Source organism: Streptomyces sp. NPDC107575 (assembly GCF_055657265.1).
The window spans coordinates 803,213-820,045 of sequence record NZ_JBVKBG010000004.1 but is presented as its reverse complement, the minus strand read 5'-3'; the positions used below and the strand labels follow the sequence as shown (position 1 = coordinate 820,045).

General features: G+C 73.1%; 16 protein-coding genes. 5 read left to right on the top strand and 11 right to left on the bottom strand.

All coding sequences use genetic code 11. The annotated features are described in order from the left end of the window. Positions 1 to 15: 15 nt before the first annotated feature. The gene (dapE, locus tag ACZ7L4_RS23410; RefSeq protein ID WP_472105201.1) at positions 16 to 1,098 is read right to left on the bottom strand and encodes a succinyl-diaminopimelate desuccinylase; all 1,083 of its coding nucleotides are present in this window, start codon (positions 1,096 to 1,098) and stop codon (positions 16 to 18) included. 62 nt (positions 1,099 to 1,160) lie between these two features. On the opposite strand from dapE, the gene ACZ7L4_RS23405 reads away from it, so the two are divergent. Then, entirely contained in the window at positions 1,161 to 2,102 is a 942-nt protein-coding gene (locus tag ACZ7L4_RS23405; protein ID WP_472105199.1) for a VldE C-terminal domain-containing protein, read from the top strand. Between the two features lie 296 nt (positions 2,103 to 2,398). Beyond that, positions 2,399 to 2,827 carry an ATP-binding protein gene (locus ACZ7L4_RS23400; RefSeq protein WP_472105197.1) on the top strand — a complete coding sequence of 143 codons (429 nt, stop codon included), beginning with the start codon at positions 2,399 to 2,401 and terminating at the stop codon, positions 2,825 to 2,827. 614 nt (positions 2,828 to 3,441) lie between these two features. On the opposite strand, the gene ACZ7L4_RS23395 is transcribed toward ACZ7L4_RS23400, so the two are convergent. Then, positions 3,442 to 4,545, bottom strand: coding sequence for a bifunctional succinyldiaminopimelate transaminase/glutamate-prephenate aminotransferase (locus tag ACZ7L4_RS23395; protein WP_472105195.1), 1,104 nt, complete (start codon positions 4,543 to 4,545; stop codon positions 3,442 to 3,444). A 111-nt stretch (positions 4,546 to 4,656) separates the two neighbouring features. After that, on the bottom strand, positions 4,657 to 4,977 hold the full coding sequence (gene fdxA / locus ACZ7L4_RS23390; RefSeq protein WP_385763672.1) for a ferredoxin: 321 nt from the start codon (positions 4,975 to 4,977) through the stop codon (positions 4,657 to 4,659). A 140-nt stretch (positions 4,978 to 5,117) separates the two neighbouring features. On the opposite strand from fdxA, the gene ACZ7L4_RS23385 reads away from it, so the two are divergent. Next, complete coding sequence (locus ACZ7L4_RS23385; protein WP_472105193.1) at positions 5,118 to 6,122, top strand: GNAT family N-acetyltransferase; 1,005 nt, start codon at positions 5,118 to 5,120, stop codon at positions 6,120 to 6,122. A 67-nt stretch (positions 6,123 to 6,189) separates the two neighbouring features. Beyond that, entirely contained in the window at positions 6,190 to 7,032 is an 843-nt protein-coding gene (locus tag ACZ7L4_RS23380; protein ID WP_472105191.1) for a transglutaminase family protein, read from the top strand. A gap of 25 nt (positions 7,033 to 7,057) precedes the next feature. Here the strand turns inward: ACZ7L4_RS23380 and ACZ7L4_RS23375 are convergent, their stop codons facing one another. From ACZ7L4_RS23375 to ACZ7L4_RS23340, 8 genes are all read right to left on the bottom strand, one after another. Then, positions 7,058 to 7,669, bottom strand: coding sequence for a response regulator transcription factor (locus ACZ7L4_RS23375; RefSeq protein ID WP_472105189.1), 612 nt, complete (start codon positions 7,667 to 7,669; stop codon positions 7,058 to 7,060). Further along, positions 7,666 to 8,739, bottom strand: a complete 1,074-nt coding sequence (locus ACZ7L4_RS23370; RefSeq protein ID WP_472105652.1) for a sensor histidine kinase — start codon at positions 8,737 to 8,739, stop codon at positions 7,666 to 7,668. The genes ACZ7L4_RS23375 and ACZ7L4_RS23370 overlap by 4 nt, the downstream gene beginning before the upstream one ends. A 92-nt stretch (positions 8,740 to 8,831) precedes the next feature. Further along, positions 8,832 to 9,572, bottom strand: a complete 741-nt coding sequence (locus ACZ7L4_RS23365; RefSeq protein ID WP_472105187.1) for an ABC transporter permease — start codon at positions 9,570 to 9,572, stop codon at positions 8,832 to 8,834. Further along, on the bottom strand, positions 9,569 to 10,477 hold the full coding sequence (locus ACZ7L4_RS23360) for an ABC transporter ATP-binding protein (protein WP_472105185.1): 909 nt from the start codon (positions 10,475 to 10,477) through the stop codon (positions 9,569 to 9,571). Before ACZ7L4_RS23360 ends, ACZ7L4_RS23365 begins: the two co-directional genes overlap by 4 nt. Positions 10,478 to 10,583: 106 nt before the next feature. Beyond that, positions 10,584 to 12,695 (bottom strand): hypothetical protein, encoded by a 2,112-nt coding sequence (locus tag ACZ7L4_RS23355; RefSeq protein ID WP_472105183.1) that lies wholly within the window; start codon positions 12,693 to 12,695, stop codon positions 10,584 to 10,586. Positions 12,696 to 12,848: 153 nt separating this feature from the next. Continuing rightward, a complete protein-coding gene (locus ACZ7L4_RS23350; RefSeq protein ID WP_472105181.1) occupies positions 12,849 to 13,319 on the bottom strand; it encodes a DUF6113 family protein in 471 nt (156 codons plus the stop codon). After that, positions 13,316 to 14,218 (bottom strand): N-acetyl-1-D-myo-inositol-2-amino-2-deoxy-alpha-D-glucopyranoside deacetylase, encoded by a 903-nt coding sequence (gene mshB / locus ACZ7L4_RS23345; protein WP_472105179.1) that lies wholly within the window; start codon positions 14,216 to 14,218, stop codon positions 13,316 to 13,318. The genes ACZ7L4_RS23350 and mshB overlap by 4 nt, the downstream gene beginning before the upstream one ends. Before the next feature lie 38 nt (positions 14,219 to 14,256). Next, the gene (locus tag ACZ7L4_RS23340) at positions 14,257 to 14,451 is read right to left on the bottom strand and encodes a hypothetical protein (RefSeq protein WP_351333402.1); all 195 of its coding nucleotides are present in this window, start codon (positions 14,449 to 14,451) and stop codon (positions 14,257 to 14,259) included. A gap of 248 nt (positions 14,452 to 14,699) precedes the next feature. On the opposite strand from ACZ7L4_RS23340, the gene ACZ7L4_RS23335 reads away from it, so the two are divergent. Continuing rightward, positions 14,700 to 16,814: a S9 family peptidase gene (locus ACZ7L4_RS23335; RefSeq protein WP_472105177.1), complete on the top strand. Its 2,115-nt coding sequence runs from the start codon at positions 14,700 to 14,702 to the stop codon at positions 16,812 to 16,814. Positions 16,815 to 16,833: the final 19 nt, after the last annotated feature.

Genomic DNA, 16,833 nt, shown 5'->3' with positions numbered 1-16,833 from the left:
AGGGACCTCGGCGTATCAGGAAGCGGTGAGCCAGGCGGCCAGCCGCTTCTCGCCCTCCAGGATGAGCGCGGTGTCGACCCGCTCGTCGATCTTGTGGGCGAAGATCGGGTTGCCGGGGCCGTAATTGACCGCCGGAACGCCGAGCGCGCTGAAGCGGGAGACGTCGGTCCAGCCGAACTTGGGGCGCACCTCGCCGCCCACCGCTGCCACGAAGGCGGCGGCAGCGGGGTGGTTGAGGCCGGGGCGCGCGCCGCCGGTGTGGTCGTCGACGACGAACTCCTCGATGGGGCAGCCCGCGAAGAAGTCGCGGACGAACTGCTCGGCCTCGGCCATCGACCGGTCCGGCGCGTAGCGGAAGTTGACCGTGACGGCGCACTCGTCGGGAATGACGTTCTTGGCGAGGCCGCCCTCGATGCCCACCGCGTTGAGCCCCTCGTGGAACTCCAGGCCGTCGACGACCGGCTTGCGCGGCTCGTAGGCGGCGAGGCGCTCCAGGATGGGGGACGCGGCGTGGATGGCGTTGCTGCCCATCCACGCGCGCGCGGAGTGGGCCCGCTCGCCCTTGGTCTTCAGAATGACGCGCAGGGTGCCCTGGCAGCCGCCCTCGACGTCGCCGTTCGTCCCCTCCAGGAGGATCGCGAAGTCACCCTCCAGCCAGTCGGGGTGGGCGTCGGCCACATGCCCCAGACCGTTGAGGTGTGCGGCGACCTCTTCGTTGTCGTAGAAGACGAACGTGAGGTCGCGGTTGGGCTCGCGGACGGTCTGCGCGATCCGCAGCTGGACCGCGACGCCCGCCTTCATGTCGCTGGTGCCGCAGCCCCACAGCACGCCGTCCTCGTCGAGCCGCGAGGGGACGTTGTCGGCGATCGGGACCGTGTCGATGTGGCCCGCGAGGATGATCCGCTCCGCGCGCCCCAGGTTCGTGCGGGCCACGATGTTGTTGCCGTGCCGGTCCACCGTGAGGTGCGGCAGCTCCCGCAGGACCTCCTCGATCGCGTCGGCGAGCTCCTTCTCGGCTCCACTGGGCGAGGCGAAGTCGACCAACTGCGCCGTGAGGCGCGCGGCGTCCTGCGTGAGGTCAAGGGAGGTGCGGTCCATGGCGCCGAGCCTAATACCCATGGGGCGAGGGGCCTGTCAGTGGACTCCAGTACCTTGGACGCGTGCCTGAGCCCCCCACTCTCGTCCGGCGCGGCCGCCTCCTCCGTATCGGCGCGGCCGTCGTCGTGCTGCTCGCCGTGGCCACGTACGTGGCCGTGCAGTACGCCACCGGGGGCCGCTCCAAGCCGAGATGCACGGTCGTCTCGGCGAACGGGGACGGGGCGACGTACGAGTTCACCTCCGAGCAGGCGGTGAACGCGGCGACGATCGCCGCCGTCGGCACCTCGCGCGGCATGCCCGAGCGCGCGATCACGATCGCCCTCGCGACGGCGCTGCAGGAGTCGGGTCTGCGCAATATCGAGCACGGCGACCGGGACTCGCTCGGCCTGTTCCAGCAGCGCCCCACGAAGGGCTGGGGCACCGCGGACCAGATCATGGACCCGGCGTACGCGTCCGAGCGGTTCTACGCGCACCTGGCGGAGATCCCCGGCTACTCGCGGCTCCCGCTGACCGCGGCCGCGCAGCGCGTGCAGCGCAGCGGCTACCCGCAGGCGTACGCGAAGCACGAGCCGGACGCCACGCTGCTGGCCGCCTCGCTGACCGGCCGCGCCGCGGCGTCGCTCACCTGCGAGGGCCGGGCGTCCGGCGCCGACGCCGCGCGCTCGGGCGACCCCGCGCGCGTGCGGGCCGCGCTCGCCCGTGACTTCGGGCGCGATGTGGCCGCGGCGAAGGGGCCGGGCGAGGGCTCCGTCCGTGTTCCCGTGCCCGCCACCGTCGACTCGGCCGAGGGCGGGGAGCGGCAGCGCGGCTGGGAGCTGGCGCAGTGGGCGGTGGCCAACTCCTCGGCGCTGCGCATCGAGCGGGTCTCCTACGCGGGCCGCGAGTGGACCGCCGGGGAGGCCGGGGACAAGTGGCGCAAGGCGTCGTCCGCGGAGCGGGGCGGGCGGTCCGGTCCCGCGGCCTCGATGTCCGTCGGCGAGGTCCGCATCGTCACGGGGCAGTAGCCCCGCCTCACCCGAACGGGTAATGCGGATCATGCCGGGTGGACGCCGGAGAGGCCCCTTCGAGTGAGGCGGGACCCTGCCGCCAAGACCCTTGCGAGCGGGGCGCTGTAAGGGTTCTGCAGCGGTCGGCGATGCGTGCCCTTTGCCCGTTTCTGCCCACAACTGATAATGCGACACATTGCGAACCCTTTACGTTTCCGACCCGCAACCTTCCTGGGGCCTGGGGCGGTTGTCACGGCGTCCGGTCGCTGCACGGCAGCCGGGCACCCAACGTTCTCTCCCGTTTAAGGAGCATCATGTCCCTCCCCCTGACCCGCCGGATCGCCCGTGCCGCGCTGCTCGTAGCGGCAGGAGCGGCGCCCGTGGTCGGTGCGGCCGGCTCCGCGAGCGCCGTCGAGCTTCCGGCCACGTCGAACCTGGGCGGCGTGACCGCCCTGGACGGTGCGCACGTGGGCAGCACGGTCGACGGTGCGGCGCAGAACGTCAGCGGTACCGCCGGTGCCACCGGCGGCAAGGCCGTCAAGAAGGCCGTTCCGGCGGCGGGCAAGGTCGTGGGCTCCGGCGCGAAGACCGCCGTGCCGGCCGCGCAGAAGACCGCGGGCGGGGTGGCCGGCAGCGCGGGTGACGTGCTCGGCGAGACGGCCGGGACCGCGACGGACGGCGGGCTGCCGGTGGGTGGTGGCGGCCTCCCGACCGACTCGCTGGGCGGCCTCCCGATCGGCTGACCCTTGGTGTGACCCGAACGGGGTGCCGGGAGCGTTTCTGCTCCTGGTGCCCCGTTTTGCTGCCGGGCCGTGGCCGGGGCCTACGCAATTGGCGCGCGGCACCGGAGGTTGGCACTTCGCCGGGGCCGAGGCCCGTCACCCTCGTTGCGCGGCACCGGGGCGCCGCCTTGCCCACCCTGCCGCCCAAGGCGGCAGATTGCCCAAGGCGGTGGAGGTCGACCGTCACGGGTGGGGAGGCGTTCCCTCGGCAGATGGCCCGAGGCGGGGGCGGCCGACCGCAACGGGAGGGGAGGCGTTCCCTCGGCAGATGGCCCGAGGCGGGGGCGGCCGACCGCAACGGGAGGGGAGGCGTTCCCTCGGCAGATGGCCCGAGGCGGGGTGAGGTCGACCGCGGTGGGCGGGGAGCCGTGGCGGCGGCAGGTTGTGGCGCCCCGTGAGGCCGACGCCCCCGGAGGGGGCGGGTGGGTGGGAGATAGGCCGGGGGCGGAGAGAGAAACGGGAGTGCCGGGCGGCGGAGTCGGCCCGGTTTCGTCCGGCTCCGCCGCCGTCCCGGTCGGCACCGACCCGTTCCGCGCCCTCCCGTTCCGCCCGCCCCGTCCCCCGTCCGCGTCGCCTCAGGTCAGACGTGTCACCGCCGCCGCCACCCGCTCGTCCGAGGCCGTCAGGGCCACGCGGACGAAGGTGGCGCCGGCCTCGCCGTAGAAGTCGCCGGGGGCCACCAGGATGCCGAGGTCGGCAAGCGCGGCGACCGTGTCCCAGCAGGACTCGTCGCGGGTGGCCCAGAGGTACAGGCTCGCCTCGCTGTGCTCGATGCGGAAGCCGTGGGCCAGCAGGGCCGAGCGCAGCGCCTCGCGGCGGGCCGCGTAGCGCTCCCGCTGCACCCGCACGTGCTCGTCGTCGCCGAGCGCCGCGACGACCGCCGCCTGCGTCGGCGCGGAGGTCATCATGCCGCCGTGCTTGCGGATCTGGAGGAGCGGACCGAGCACCGAGGCGTCGCCCGCGATGAACGCCGCGCGGTAACCCGCCAGGTTCGAGCGCTTGGAGAGCGAGTGGACCGCGACCAGGCCCTCGTGCGAGCCGCCGTTGACGTCCGGGTGCAGGACCGAGACCGGGTCGGCCTCCCAGCCCAGCTCCAGGTAGCACTCGTCGGAGAAGACCAGGATGCCGTGCGAGCGCGCCCAGTCCACGATGCGCTTCAGCTCGTCCTTGGCGAGGACGCGACCCGTGGGGTTCGACGGGGAGTTGAGCCACAGGAGCTTCAGACCGGTCGGGTCGAGCTCGGTCGGGTCGTCGTAGACGACGTAGTCCGCGCGGGCCAGGCGGGCCCCCACCTCGTACGTCGGGTACGCGAGCCGCGGGTAGGCGACCTTGTCGCCCGGGCCGAGGCCCAGCTGGGTGGGGAGCCAGGCGACCAGCTCCTTGGAGCCGACGACCGGCAGGACGTTCGTGTGGTCGAAGCCGCGGGCGCCGAGGCGGCGTTCGCACCAGCCGACGAGCGCGTCGCGCAGCTCGGGGGTGCCCCAGACCGTCGGGTAGCCCGGCGAGTCCGCGGCGTCGACCAGCGCCTTCTGGATCAGCTCGGGAACCGGGTCGACGGGCGTGCCGACGGAGAGGTCGACGATGCCGTCCGGGTGCGCCGCGGCCGTCTTCTTGTACGGCTCGAGCTTGTCCCAGGGGAAGGCGGGGATGCGGTCGATGGGGGCCGGGACGGAGGACACCTGGTCAGCTCGCTCTCTTACGGGGTGGTGAAACAAATGCCTCGGTCCCGTACGGCAGTCAGAGCCGTACGGGACCGGGGCAGCGCCTGTGCGTACCGCTGAACTCGGAAATTACTGGTTCTGCGGCGGCAGCTCGGCGATGAAGGGGTAGTCCTTGTCGATCAGGCCCATCTTCGAGGCACCACCGGGCGAACCGAGGTCGTCGAAGAACTCGACGTTCGCCTTGTAGTAGTCCTTCCACTCCTCAGGAGTGTCGTCCTCGTAGAAGATCGCCTCGACCGGGCAGACCGGCTCACAGGCACCACAGTCGACGCATTCATCCGGGTGGATGTACAAGGACCGCTTGCCCTCGTAGATGCAGTCGACCGGGCACTCCTCGATGCACGCCTTGTCCTTGACGTCGACACAAGGCTGCGCGATGACGTAGGTCACGCTGTCGTTCCTCCTCGATAGGGCGCTGGCGGGCCTCCGCAGGCTCCGCCGCCTGGCGCGCGGGAGCGCGGCGTCGTCGATGCCCGCCTCTAGTATCTCCGTTCCTGGCCATGATCCGAACAGGAGGGGTGGGGCGAGCTGTGGAATTCACTGCGGGCGGACGCCTGGAAGTTCGCATTTCAGCCGATGACGTGGGGAAACGCGTCTCTGTGCGACGGGTGAGCGGGGACGGTTCCGCGGGTCGAAAGTTCACCGACACCGTCGGGGTTCTCACATCGTGGAACGACGGTGTGCTCCTCATCACACAGAAGAACGGTGAAGGCGTGCGGATCGAGGAGTCCGCGCTGGTCGCGGGCAAGGTCGTGCCCGCGGCGCCCGCCCGCCGCCGGGGCCCCTCCGCCACGTATCCGGAGCTCGCCCGCGTCGCCTCGCGCGCCTGGCGGCCGATCGAGAGCGAGCGGCTGGGCGAGTGGGAGTTGAGGGCCGCCGAGGGATTCACCCGGCGGGCCAACTCCGTGCTCCCTCTGGGGGACCCGGGACGTCCGCTCGACGACGCGCTGAGCCACGTACAGGAGTGGTACGCGGCCCGTGGCCTTCCGGCGTACGCGCAGACGGCGACCGGGGCCGAGGGGGCGCAGGAGGTTCTGTGCGCGGCCCTCGAGGAGCGCGGCTGGGCGCGCGAGGTGAGCGCCGAGCTGCGGATCGCCGCGCTCGCGCCCATCGGTGACGCGCCGGACGCGCCGCGGGTGCTGCTGAGCCGTGAGCCGGACGAGGCGTGGCTCGCGCGGTACCAGCGCAAGGGAGCGAGCGAGGTCGCGCTGAAGGTGCTGTGCGCCGGGCCCTCGGTGTGGTTCGCGACCGTGCCGGGAGACGGTGGCGTGCCCGCCGCGATCGGGCGGTGCGTGGTCGACGGGCGGTGGGCCGGGTTCGCCGCCGTCGAGGTCGACCCCGCGCAGCGGCGCCAGGGGCTCGCCACGGACGTGATGACGGCGCTGGCCCGGCAGGCGCTCGACGAGGGCGCGTCGGCGGCCTGGCTCCAGGTCGAGGCGGAGAACGAGGGGGCGCGCGCCCTGTACGACCGCCTGGGTTTCGCCACGCATCACGCGTACCACCACTACCGTGCTCCGGAACGGCGTGACGGTTGATGCCGTAGCGACGAACGCCGTACCGATTGCTGCCGTATCGATCGGCCTGAGAGGGCACGAGGCACGTATGTCCCCCCACCTTTCCCCCCGTTCCACGGAGCTGCGGCGGCGGTTCGCCGAGGAGGCGCGGGCCGAGCGGCCCGATCTGGCGCAGCTGTGCCTGCTGCTCGCCGCGCAGGGCGACGCCTCGCTCGACGAGGCCAGCATGGACGCCGTGCAGATCGAACTGGACGAGCTCGCGGGACGGCTGCCGTACCGGCCCGGTTCGCCGCACGCCTGGGCCACCGCGTGCGCGGAGCTGCTCGGCGCGCGCACCGGTTTCCACGGCACGCCGAACGACTACCAGCGCCTTGAGTCGTCCCTCCTGCACGAGGTCGTGCGGCGCCGCAGAGGGCTGCCGATCCTGTTGTCGGTGGTGTGGATCGAGGTCGCACGGCGGGCCGGGGCGCCGGTGTGCGGGGTGGCCCTGCCGGGGCACTTCGTGGTCGGTTTTGGCCCCGCCGACGAGCAGGTGCTGGCCGATCCGTTCGACGGTGGGCGGGTGCTGACGGGGGCCGACGCGCAGACGCTCGTGGCGGGGGCGACGGGCGGCCCGCTGGATCCTTCGATGCTCCAGCCCGCCGATCCGCTGGACGTGGTGCTGCGGATCCTCAACAACATCCGGGCGTGGGCGGCGACGCGGCCCGAGCGCTCCGATGTGGCGCTGTGGGCCGTGGAGCTGTCGCTGCTGCTGCCCGCGCACCCGGCGCGCCTGCGCTACGAGCGGGCCCAGCTCCTCGTGCGCCGCGGGGACTTCGTGAACGGCGCGGTGGAGCTGGAGGCGTACGCGGAGGTGGTCGGGGCCGTCGACGAGACGGCGGCGGAGTCGGTGCGGGAGCAGGCGCGGGCGGCCCGCGCGATGCTGAACTGAGCGACCGGACCGGGACCGCCGGGGGTCACAGCCAGCCCTTCTCCCGCGCGGCGGCCACCGCCTCCGCCCTGTTGCGCACCGCCAGCTTCTGGATCGCCACCGACAGGTAGTTGCGGACGGTGCCCTGCGACAGGTGCAGCGCGGCCGCGAGTTCCGCGTTCGTGCGGCCGTCCGCCGCCGCGCGCAGCACCTCGCGCTCGCGGTCGGTGAGCGGGTTCGCGCCCTCCGCGAGGGCCGCGGCCGCCAGCGTGGGGTCGATGACGCGCTCGCCCGCGAGGACCTTCCGTACGGCCGCGGCGAGCTGCGCCGCGGGGGCGTCCTTGACCAGGAACGCGGCGGCGCCCGCCTCCATGGCGCTGCGCAGATAGCCGGGCCTGCCGAAGGTGGTGAGCACGACAACCTTCAGCTCCGGGAGCGCCTCGCGCAGCAGGGCCGCCGCCTCGATGCCCGTACAGCCGGGCATCTCGATGTCGAGGAGCGCCACGTCCACGGCGTGCGCGCGGGCCGCCGCCACCACCTCGTCGCCGCGTGCGACCTGCGCGACGACCTCGATGTCCGCCTCGAGGCCGAGCAGCGCGGCGAGCGCCTCGCGCACCATCGACTGGTCCTCGGCAAGCAACACCTTGATCGTGCTCATGCGGCGGATCCTACGGAGGCGGCCGGGACCCGGGCCACCAGACGGAAACCTCCGCCGCGCGCGACGTCCGTCTCCAGCGTGCCGCCTGCCGCCGTGAGGCGTTCCGCGAGGCCTGTGAGGCCGTTGCCCGGGGGTGTGCCCGAAGGGCCCGAACCGTCGTCCTCCACGGTCAGTTCGACGCGCGGCCCTTCGAGGGTCTCGCGCCGGGTGACGTCGACGACGCAGCGGTGCGCGCCGCTGTGCCGTACGACGTTGGTGACGGCCTCGCGCAGCGTCCAGGCGAGCGCCGTCTCCTGTGCCTCGGCCAGCTCGGGGGCCTCGGAGGGCACGTCCGCGGCGATGCCGGCGGCGGTCAGCGCGGCCTGGGCGCCCGCGAGTTCGGTGCCGAGGCGGGCGCGCCGGTAGCCGCTGACGGCCTCGCGCACGTCGACGAGGGCCTGCCGGCTGACCTTCTCGATGTCGGCGACCTGGTCGGCCGCCTTGTCGGGATGGTCGGGCAGCATCCGGCCCGCCAGTTCGCTCTTGAGCGTGATGAGCGAGAGGGAGTGGCCGAGCAGGTCGTGCAGGTCGCGGGCGAGCCGCAGCCGCTCCTCGTTGGCGGCGAGCTGGGCGACCCGGGCGCGGGCCTGGCGCAGTTCCCGTGTCGTGCGCACCAGTCGGCGTACGCCCGTCATGGAGAAGCCGCCGAGCAGCGCGGGGACGACCAGACCGATGTCGGGGCCCACGCCGAGGTGCACGGCGAGCGCCACCATCACGCCGGTCACCACGAGGATCGTGATCTGCGCCTGCCGCATGGGCAGGACGGCCCCGCAGCCGACGGCGACGTACACGAAGAGCACCAGCCAGGGCTCGCCGAGCGTCAGGCAGAGCACGCAGGCGATCACGGGCAGGACGCCGAGCACCACGAGCACGACGGCGCGGGCGAGCGGGCGGCTCGTGTGCCGGAACACCAGCACCAGGTACGTGAGCGTGAACGCCCCGAGCCCGGCCCAGCCGAGCACGGTTCCCACGGTGCTGTGGTGGCCCGCCAGCAGATCGCCGACCGGGTCGCCGAGGAAGACCAGCCACATGCCGATCCACAGCAGTTTCACGAACAGCTCGCGACGGTTCTCCGGCGCGCGGCCGGCCTCCGCCCACTGTCCTGGCTCGTTCACGCGCTCGCTCACGCCTTCAACGTGTCCTTCCGGTACAGCCAGGCCGCGCCGCCCGCGAAGAGCAGGAAGTACGCGACGAGCAGCGCGACGTCCTTGGCCTCGGGCGCGCCGCCCAGCTCGATGGCCTGACCGAGGGCAGCGTACGCGTGGGTGGGCAGCCATTCCGCGATGTCCCGCAGCCACTGCGGGAAACTCGTCGTCGGCATCCACAGGCCGCCCAGGATCGACAGCCCGAAGTACGTGATCATCGTGATCGGCCGGACGGCGTCGCCGGACGCGAGGTAGCCGATGGCGACGCCCAGCGCGGCGAAGACGAGGCTGCCGGCCCAGATCGCGCCGGTGAGCGCGAGCCACTGCCAGGCGTCGAACCGTACGTCCTTGAAGGCCGCGGCCACGACGAAGACGACCACGATGGACGGCAGCGAGACGACGGCCGCGCTCGCCGTCTTCGCGAGGACATAGCCGCGCCCGGGCAGCGTGGTGAGCCTCAACTGCCGTACCCAGCCGCTCTCCCGCTCCTTCGCGATGCGCTCGCTGTTGCCCATGAGGACGGCGGTGAGCGCGCCGAAGGAGGCCATCGAGACCATCATGAAGGCGGGCAGGTTCAGCCCGGTGCTGTCGACCATGGTCGATGTGTCGGCCTTGCCCGCGATCAGCAGGAACAGCACGGACGGGTAGATCACGGAGAAGAACAGGAACTTCCGGTTGCGCAGGGCGCGGGTGAGTTCGAGCTTGATCAGACTGTTCATCGGGCCTTGGCCTCCTCGGCCTCGGTGATCGCCACGAAGGCCTGTTCCAGGCCGAGTCCGGCGACTTCGAGATTGCGCGGGTAGACGCCGAGCCCGTAGAGCGCGTGCACGGTCGCGTCGGCGTCGGTGGACTGGATGCGGACGGTGTGGCCGCTGATCGACACGCCGGTCAGGAACGGGAGTTGCCCGATGGCGGCCTCGTCGATCGGGCCCTCCAGGTCGAAGGAGACCCGGCGGGCGCCGGCCTTCGCCTTGATCTCGGCGGCCGTGCCGTCGGCGAGGAGGCGGCCGCGGTGCAGCACGAGGACGCGGTCGGCGATCGCGTCTGCCTCCTCCAGGTAGTGCGTGGCGAACAGCACCGTGCGGCCCTGCTCGGCCTGCTCGCGCATGGTCGCCCAGAACGCCTGCCGTGCGCTCACGTCCATGCCGGTCGTCGGCTCGTCGAGGACGATGAGGTCGCTGTCGCCGGCCGTGGCGAGGGCGAAGCGGACGCGCTGTTCCTGGCCGCCGGAGAGCTTGTTGACCTTGCGGTCGGCGATCCCGGTGAGGCCCGCGCGGGCCAGCACCTCGTCGGCGGGGTACGGCTTCGGGTGCAGGGCGCAGCCGAGCCGGACGAGTTCGCGCACGGTCACCTCGTCCATCAGGCCGCCGCTCTGCAGCATGGCGCCGACCCGTCCCGCGGTGATCGCCTCGCGCGGGCTCGTGCCGAAGACGCGGACCTCGCCGGTGTCGGCGGGGCGCAGGCCGAGGAGCAGGTCGAGGGTGGTGGACTTGCCCGCGCCGTTCGGGCCGAGCAGGGCGACCGTCTCACCCGCGTGCAGTTCGAGGCCGAGGCCGTCGACCGCCCGCACGGTGCCGTACGTCTTCGTCACCCCGCTGAAGGTGACCGCTGCGTGTGTCGTCATGGCATTCAGCGTCGCCGGTGGGCGGGGGTGCGCGGCAGTGCCGACAAGCGTGAGTCCCGCATGACGGATGTCATGCGGGACTCGTGACGCGGGTGCGCGGGCGGAGCTACGAGGCGTTCGTCTGGATCTCCGCGGTGCGCTCGGCGGCGGTCTTGCCGAGCAGCGCCTTGCCGATGGCGGCGGCCACGTCCGTGGGCTGAACCGGCGTCTTCTTGCCGGTGCCGCGGGTGACGAGGACGCCGTCGAAGGTCGTGCCGTACAGCTTCTTGAGCTCCGGGAGGTTGTACTTCTCGACCAGCTTCCCGTTGACCGGCTGCACGCTCAGGATCTTCGGCAGCGACTTGTCCGGGCCGAACTGGATCGAGGCGCCGCCCGCCTTGACCGTGATCAGACCGGACATCGCGGGCTCGGCGAACTGCTGCATCTTCCGGTCGACCTCGGCGTCCGAGATCGTCGGCTTGTGCGTCGACGTCGCCAGCGGGACCGCTCCGGAGGCACCGGTCTCGATCTGCGCGTGGTACGCGTCCTTGACGGCGGACACCGACTGGGCGATGTCGAGCCCCTTGCCGGTCTTGCCGTAGACGGGGACGGCCTTGCCCGGCTCGAACTTGATCGTGCCGTCGCCGGACGCGGCGGCGCCGCCCGCGGCCCGCTGCAGGGACGCGGCCAGCTTCTCCTCGTCGACGGGCATGACGGGGGCCACGACCCGCTCGTTGCCGAACAGCGAGCCGATCACCGAGACCGGGTTGTAGTCGCTGCCCGCGGCCGCGGCCACGGTCGACGCGGTGTCGAAGGAGAGGCCCGCCTGGGCCGGCCGCATCGCGACGGTCTTGCCGCCGACCTGCAGCTTCAGCGCCTGCTCCGTGCGCTTGCCGAGGGCGTTCTCCAGCTTGGTGGTCGCCTCGTCGCGGGTGCCGCCGCCGATGTCGACGCCGGCGACGGTGGTGCCCTTCGGGACGTCGGCGTGGTTCATCAACAGGCCCGCGCCGTACGCGACTCCGGCGAGGCCGACGACGCCCGCGCCGAGCAGCACCAGCTTGTTGCGGCCCTTCTTCTTTTTCGGCGCCGGGGTGGACGGCACCGGGTCGGGCAGCTTCGGCGGGGTGTGCACGGCGGGGCCGTCCGGGCCCTGCTGGAACGGGTCGGAGGCGCCGGGCTTCTTGGGGCCGCCACCGGCCGAGGGGACGACGCGCATGCCGCTGGTGAGCGTGTCACCGGAGACGTTGCCGCTGTTGCCGCCCGCGGGCGGCTCCGGGGCCGGCTTCTGCGGCGTGAGGATCGCGGTGTCGTCGCTCATCCGCGGCGGCGACTGACCGGCGCCGGGGACCGGCGGGTTGGGGGCGCTCGGCGGGACCATCGGGCCGTCGCCCGCGGCCGGGCCCGTGGTGGGGCCCGCGGGCCCGGTGGGGCCTTCGCCGCGGTCGGGCGCGCCCGGGTCCTGGTTGGCGTTGGTGTTGGCGGAGAAGAACGGCAGGTCGTCGCGGGGGCCCGAGGCGCCTCCCGAGCCGAGGGGGCCCGCCGCCACGGCGCCGGACACGTCGAACCCGCCGGAGGAGCCGCCGGACGGGCCGCCCATGGGGCCGTTGGCGGAGCCGCCGGTGGGGCCGCCCAGCGGGCCGCCCGAAGTGCCGGACGGCTTGCTCCCGTTGGCACCCGGGGCGGGCGGCGTGGGCGCGCCGGTGGCCGGGCCACTCGTGCCGACCGTCGGCACCGCGCCGGTCGCCGGGCCGCCCGCTCCGCCGCGCGGCTTGCGCGGGGCGAACCAGTCGCTCGTCTTCTCCTCGCGCTGCGGCGCGGGAGCGGCGGGCGCGGACGCCTCGGGGGCGGCGGGCGCCTGGCCCTGGTCCGCCTGGCCGCCGTACGAGGGCGGCGACGCGGGACGGCCGCCCTGCGTCGCGTCCGGCGCGGGGGCGGCGGGGCCGGCGTCGGCCCGCTTGCCGGCGCCGCTGTCCGGATTGGCGTCGACATCGCTCATCGGCGTCCGCATGACGACAGGCGGGATCGGCCGGGAACCGGGGATGTTGATCCGGATCCGGGTCGTCAGCGTCGTCTCGGTCTTCGGTGACTCCGGGGCGCCGTGGTCGCCCGGCGGCGTCGGACCGGCGTCGTCGGACGCCGCGCCCTGCGCGGGCGATCCGTACGGAGGCGTCCCCGACGGGTAGGCGGCAGCGCCGCGCCCCTGGGGCCCGGAGGACGAACTGTCAGTTTCACGACTCAAGGCAGGTTCTCCCGGTTGGCTCCGCCGCCCGTCTCGACCTCGCGCGGGCTGCTCGGCGGCGCGCACCACCATACTGTCCGCCGCCGGAAGTCACGGTGCGACGGATGACGAATCCGGAACGGCGGGCGCCGCACGACGCCCCAAGGTGCTCCGTCACTTCCCAAGTCGGGAGGCGGACACGGGTGGTTGCCCCGGCAGCCAGAAGGTGGCACACATCACAGCCACGGCCATCCCTCCGAGGAGGAAGAGGTAGGAGCCGAGTCCCGCGCCGAACAGAAAGTCGCCCTCGGGGCGGCTCGCGGTGAGCAGAATCACCGCCAGCACCCAACCCGCCGCCGGTGCGACGGCGCCCGCGCGACCGCCCGCCACACGCGCGCCCCCGTGGAACAGACCGGCCGCCCCGAGGAGCGCGAGCAGCAACCCGCCCGGGAACCAGCCCCCTTGGACCAGCGCGCCGCCGACCGCGACGACCGCACCGAGGACGAAAAGGACAAGCAGGACAGCCGTCCGCGCGGCGCCGAACCCGCTGAAACTGAAGGGCAGGTCGACGTTCTGCGCGGCCGCCCCGGCGGGGGCCGCCTTTCCGCTGGACGCCGCGGCCCGCCGGTTCTTGTCGCCGCTCATCGCTCGGTCACTCCCTCGAGACCCTCGAACAGGTCCTTCTCGTACGGCGATCCGGGCTCGCCCCGCACCAACTCGTAGTACTCGATGTCGAACAGCGGCTGCGCGAGCTTGTTGGACAGCGCGAAGACGCCGCGGTCGTCCGGCACGGCGACCTGCGTGGCGTGCGCGCGCATCGCGGCCGCCTTCCGCTCCGCGTACGGCCGTCCGTCGATCTCGGCGGTGATCCGCCCGTCGTCGACGACGCCCGGGACGTCGGCCACCACGGCGGCGACGCCGAAGGGTGTGGTGTCGAGCACGCCCGCCAGCCACCGGAAGCGGTCCTCGACGACCGAGCGCGGCACGCGGTTCCAGTAGACCTTGGCGATCGCGTGCGGCTCCCCGAGGTCGCGCCGGAAGGCGGTCTCGGCGGCGAGCTCGGCGGCGCGCATCGCGACGCGGTGGGCCTGGATGTGGTCGGGGTGCCCGTACCCCCCGTCGGGGTCGTACGTGATCAGGACCTGCGGGCGGGTCTCGCGGATCACGGCGACGAGGTGCGCCGCGGCCTCGTCGAGGTCGGCGGCCCAGAAGGCGCCCTCCCGCTCGTTCTGCGGGGCGCCCATCATTCCGGAGTCGCGGAAGCGTCCGGGGCCGCCCAGGAAGCGGTGGTCGGTGACGCCGAGCTCCTTCATGGCGGCGGCCAACTCGCCGATCCGGTGCGGGCCGAGGATGTCCTCCCGGTCCGGGGCGAGATGGGCCAGTTCGTCCGGAATGACCTCGCCCTCTTCGCCGAGCGTGCAGGTCACCAGGGTGACCTGGGCGCCTTCGGCGGCGTACTTGGCCATGGTGGCGCCGTTGTTGATCGACTCGTCGTCGGGGTGGGCGTGCACGAGGAGCAGGCGCCGACCTGGCTTTTCCGTCATGCCCCCAGCCTAGAACGCCCCACCGACACCGGGCGCGGCTAGAACTTGATGCCGCCGACCATGTCCGCCACGTTCGTCGTCAGCTCCTTGATCGTGGGAGCGACGGACGAACTCGCCAGGTAGAAGCCGAGGAGCACGCACACGACCGCGTGCCCCGCTTTCAGTCCCGACTTCTTGATCAGGATGAAGACGATGATCGCGAACAGCACCACGGCCGAGATCGAGAGTGCCACAGCGGTCCTCCTCCAAAGTGATCCGGTCGCCGACGGACTCGTACCCACGCACTGCTAACGATCATAACTATCCGTGCCCGCGCACGAGTCGCGATCAGGGAGCACCCGATGCGACCGGGAGCGCACGGGGGCGCGCACGCCACATCTCTCCCCAGGGCCCTCCTGGCGGATCCCGCTGGAGTCGCGACCGATTGTTCACGGCCGTCCGAACCCAGCCGGATCCGCCAGGAGGGCCCTAGGCTTCATCAATGACCATCGAGACCTTCCCCCGTCAGCACGCGCGTACCCAGCGCTTCACCTTGGGGGCGCCGCGGGCCTTCACCGTGGCGCCGGACGGTGAGCGTGTCGTCTTTCTGCGTTCCTCCTCGGGTACCGATCGGGCGAACGCGCTGTGGGTGCTTGACGTGGCGGCTGGTCAGGAACGGGTGGCCGCCGATCCGGTGGCCCTGCTCGGCGGGGCGGCGGAGAACCTCTCGGCCGAGGAGCGGGCCCGGCGCGAGCGCAGCCGGGAGGGCGGCGCGGGCATCGTGGGCTACGCGACGGACGCCGCCGCCGAGTTGGCCGCCTTCGCCCTGTCGGGGCGCCTGTTCACGGCGGAGCTGCGGGTCGGCACCGCGCGCGAACTGCGGGTGCCGGGTCCCGTGTTGGACCCCCGCCCCTCCCCGGACGGGCGGCACGTCGCGTACGTCTCCAAGGGTGCGCTGCGCGTCGTCGGCGCGGAGGGCGAGGACGACCGGGCGCTCGCAGAGCCGGAGTCGGAGACCGTGACGTACGGGCTCGCAGAGTTCGCCGCGGCGGAGGAGATGTCCCGGTACCGCGGCCACTGGTGGTCGCCCGACTCGGACCGGCTGCTCGTGGCCCGCGCCGACGACGCGGACGTGCGGCGCTGGTGGATCGCCGACCCCGCGCACCCGGACCGGGAGCCGGCCCGCGTCGCCTACCCCCGTGCCGGCACGCCCAACGCCGAGGTGCGCCTGTTCGCCTACGACCTCGACGGCTCCCGCACCGAGATCACCTGGGACCGCAAGGCATACCCGTACCTGGCGCGCGTGCACTGGTCCGCGGACGGTGCCCCGCTGCTCCTGGTCCAGGCCCGCGACCAGCGCAGCGCGCTCTACCTGGCGGTGAACACGGACGACGGTTCGACGCGCATGGTGCACGCCGACGAGGACGACGAGTGGCTGGAGCTGCTGCCCGGCGTGCCGTGCTGGTCGCCGAGCGGGCAGCTCGTGCGGATCGCCGACGAGGGCGGCGCGCGGGTCCTCGCGGTGGGCGAGCGGCCGCTGACGGGGCCCCAGTTGCACGTGCGCGCGGTGCTCGACGTGGGCGAGAGCGACGTCCTCGTCTCCGCCTCCGCGGGGGCCGACGCCGAGTCCCCCGAGACGGGCGAGGTGCACGTCTACCGGGTCAACGAACTCGGCACGCAGCGCGTCTCCGCGGAGCCCGGCGTGCACTCCGCGGTCCGCTCCGGTGACGTGACGGTCCTCGTCTCCGCCACACCCGACTCACCCGGCGCACGGGCGCGCGTGGAGCGCGAGGGGAAGACCCCCGAGAAGGCGGTCCTCATCGCCTCGCACGCCGAGCGCCCCCTCCTCACCCCGCGCGTGACGCTCACGGAGGCGGCGGGCATCCCGTGCGCCGTGCTGCTCCCCTCCTCGTACGCGGAGGGGGACGGGCCGCTGCCGGTGCTCATGGATCCCTACGGCGGCCCGCACGGGCAGCGCGTCGTGGCCGCCCACAACCCGCATCTGACCTCGCAGTGGTTCGCCGACCAGGGCTTCGCGGTGATCGTCGCGGACGGCCGCGGCACACCCGGCATCTCCCCCGGCCGCGAGAAGTCGATCCACGGCGACTTCACGCTCACCCTCGACGACCAGGTCACGGCGCTCCACGCGCTCGCCGACCGGTTCCCGCTCGACCTGTCCAAGGTCGCGATGCGCGGCTGGAGTTACGGCGGCTATCTGTCGGCGCTCGCCGTGCTGCGCCGCCCCGACGTCTTCCACGCGGGCATCGCGGGCGCCCCGGTCACGGACTGGCGGCTGTACGACACGCACTACACGGAGCGCTACCTGGGCGACCCGGCCATGTCCCCGGAGACGTACGCGAAGAGTTCCGTGGTGACCGACGACGGGCTCACGGAGGCCGCCGAGCAGCACCGGCCGATGCTGATCGTGCACGGGCTCGCGGACGACAACGTGGTGGTGGCGCACGCCCTGCGGCTGTCCTCCGCGCTGCTCGCGGACGGCCGCCCGCACGAGGTGCTCCCACTGTCGGGCGTGACCCACATGACGCCGCAGGAGCAGGTCGCCGAGAATCTGCTGCTGCTCCAGGTCGACTTCCTGAAGCGGTCGTTGGGGCTCTGAGGCCTGCCTCGGAACAGGT

Coding starts and splice junctions, on each gene's coding strand:
- dapE (WP_472105201.1), bottom strand. CDS start 1,098: ATGGACCGCACCTCCCTTGACCTCACGCAGGACGCCGCGCGCCTCACG.
- ACZ7L4_RS23375 (WP_472105189.1), bottom strand. CDS start 7,669: ATGAGCACGATCAAGGTGTTGCTTGCCGAGGACCAGTCGATGGTGCGC.
- ACZ7L4_RS23380 (WP_472105191.1), top strand. CDS start 6,190: ATGTCCCCCCACCTTTCCCCCCGTTCCACGGAGCTGCGGCGGCGGTTC.
- ACZ7L4_RS23360 (WP_472105185.1), bottom strand. CDS start 10,477: ATGACGACACACGCAGCGGTCACCTTCAGCGGGGTGACGAAGACGTAC.
- mshB (WP_472105179.1), bottom strand. CDS start 14,218: ATGACGGAAAAGCCAGGTCGGCGCCTGCTCCTCGTGCACGCCCACCCC.
- ACZ7L4_RS23400 (WP_472105197.1), top strand. CDS start 2,399: ATGTCCCTCCCCCTGACCCGCCGGATCGCCCGTGCCGCGCTGCTCGTA.
- ACZ7L4_RS23350 (WP_472105181.1), bottom strand. CDS start 13,319: ATGAGCGGCGACAAGAACCGGCGGGCCGCGGCGTCCAGCGGAAAGGCG.
- ACZ7L4_RS23335 (WP_472105177.1), top strand. CDS start 14,700: ATGACCATCGAGACCTTCCCCCGTCAGCACGCGCGTACCCAGCGCTTC.
- ACZ7L4_RS23365 (WP_472105187.1), bottom strand. CDS start 9,572: ATGAACAGTCTGATCAAGCTCGAACTCACCCGCGCCCTGCGCAACCGG.
- ACZ7L4_RS23370 (WP_472105652.1), bottom strand. CDS start 8,739: ATGTGGCTGGTCTTCCTCGGCGACCCGGTCGGCGATCTGCTGGCGGGC.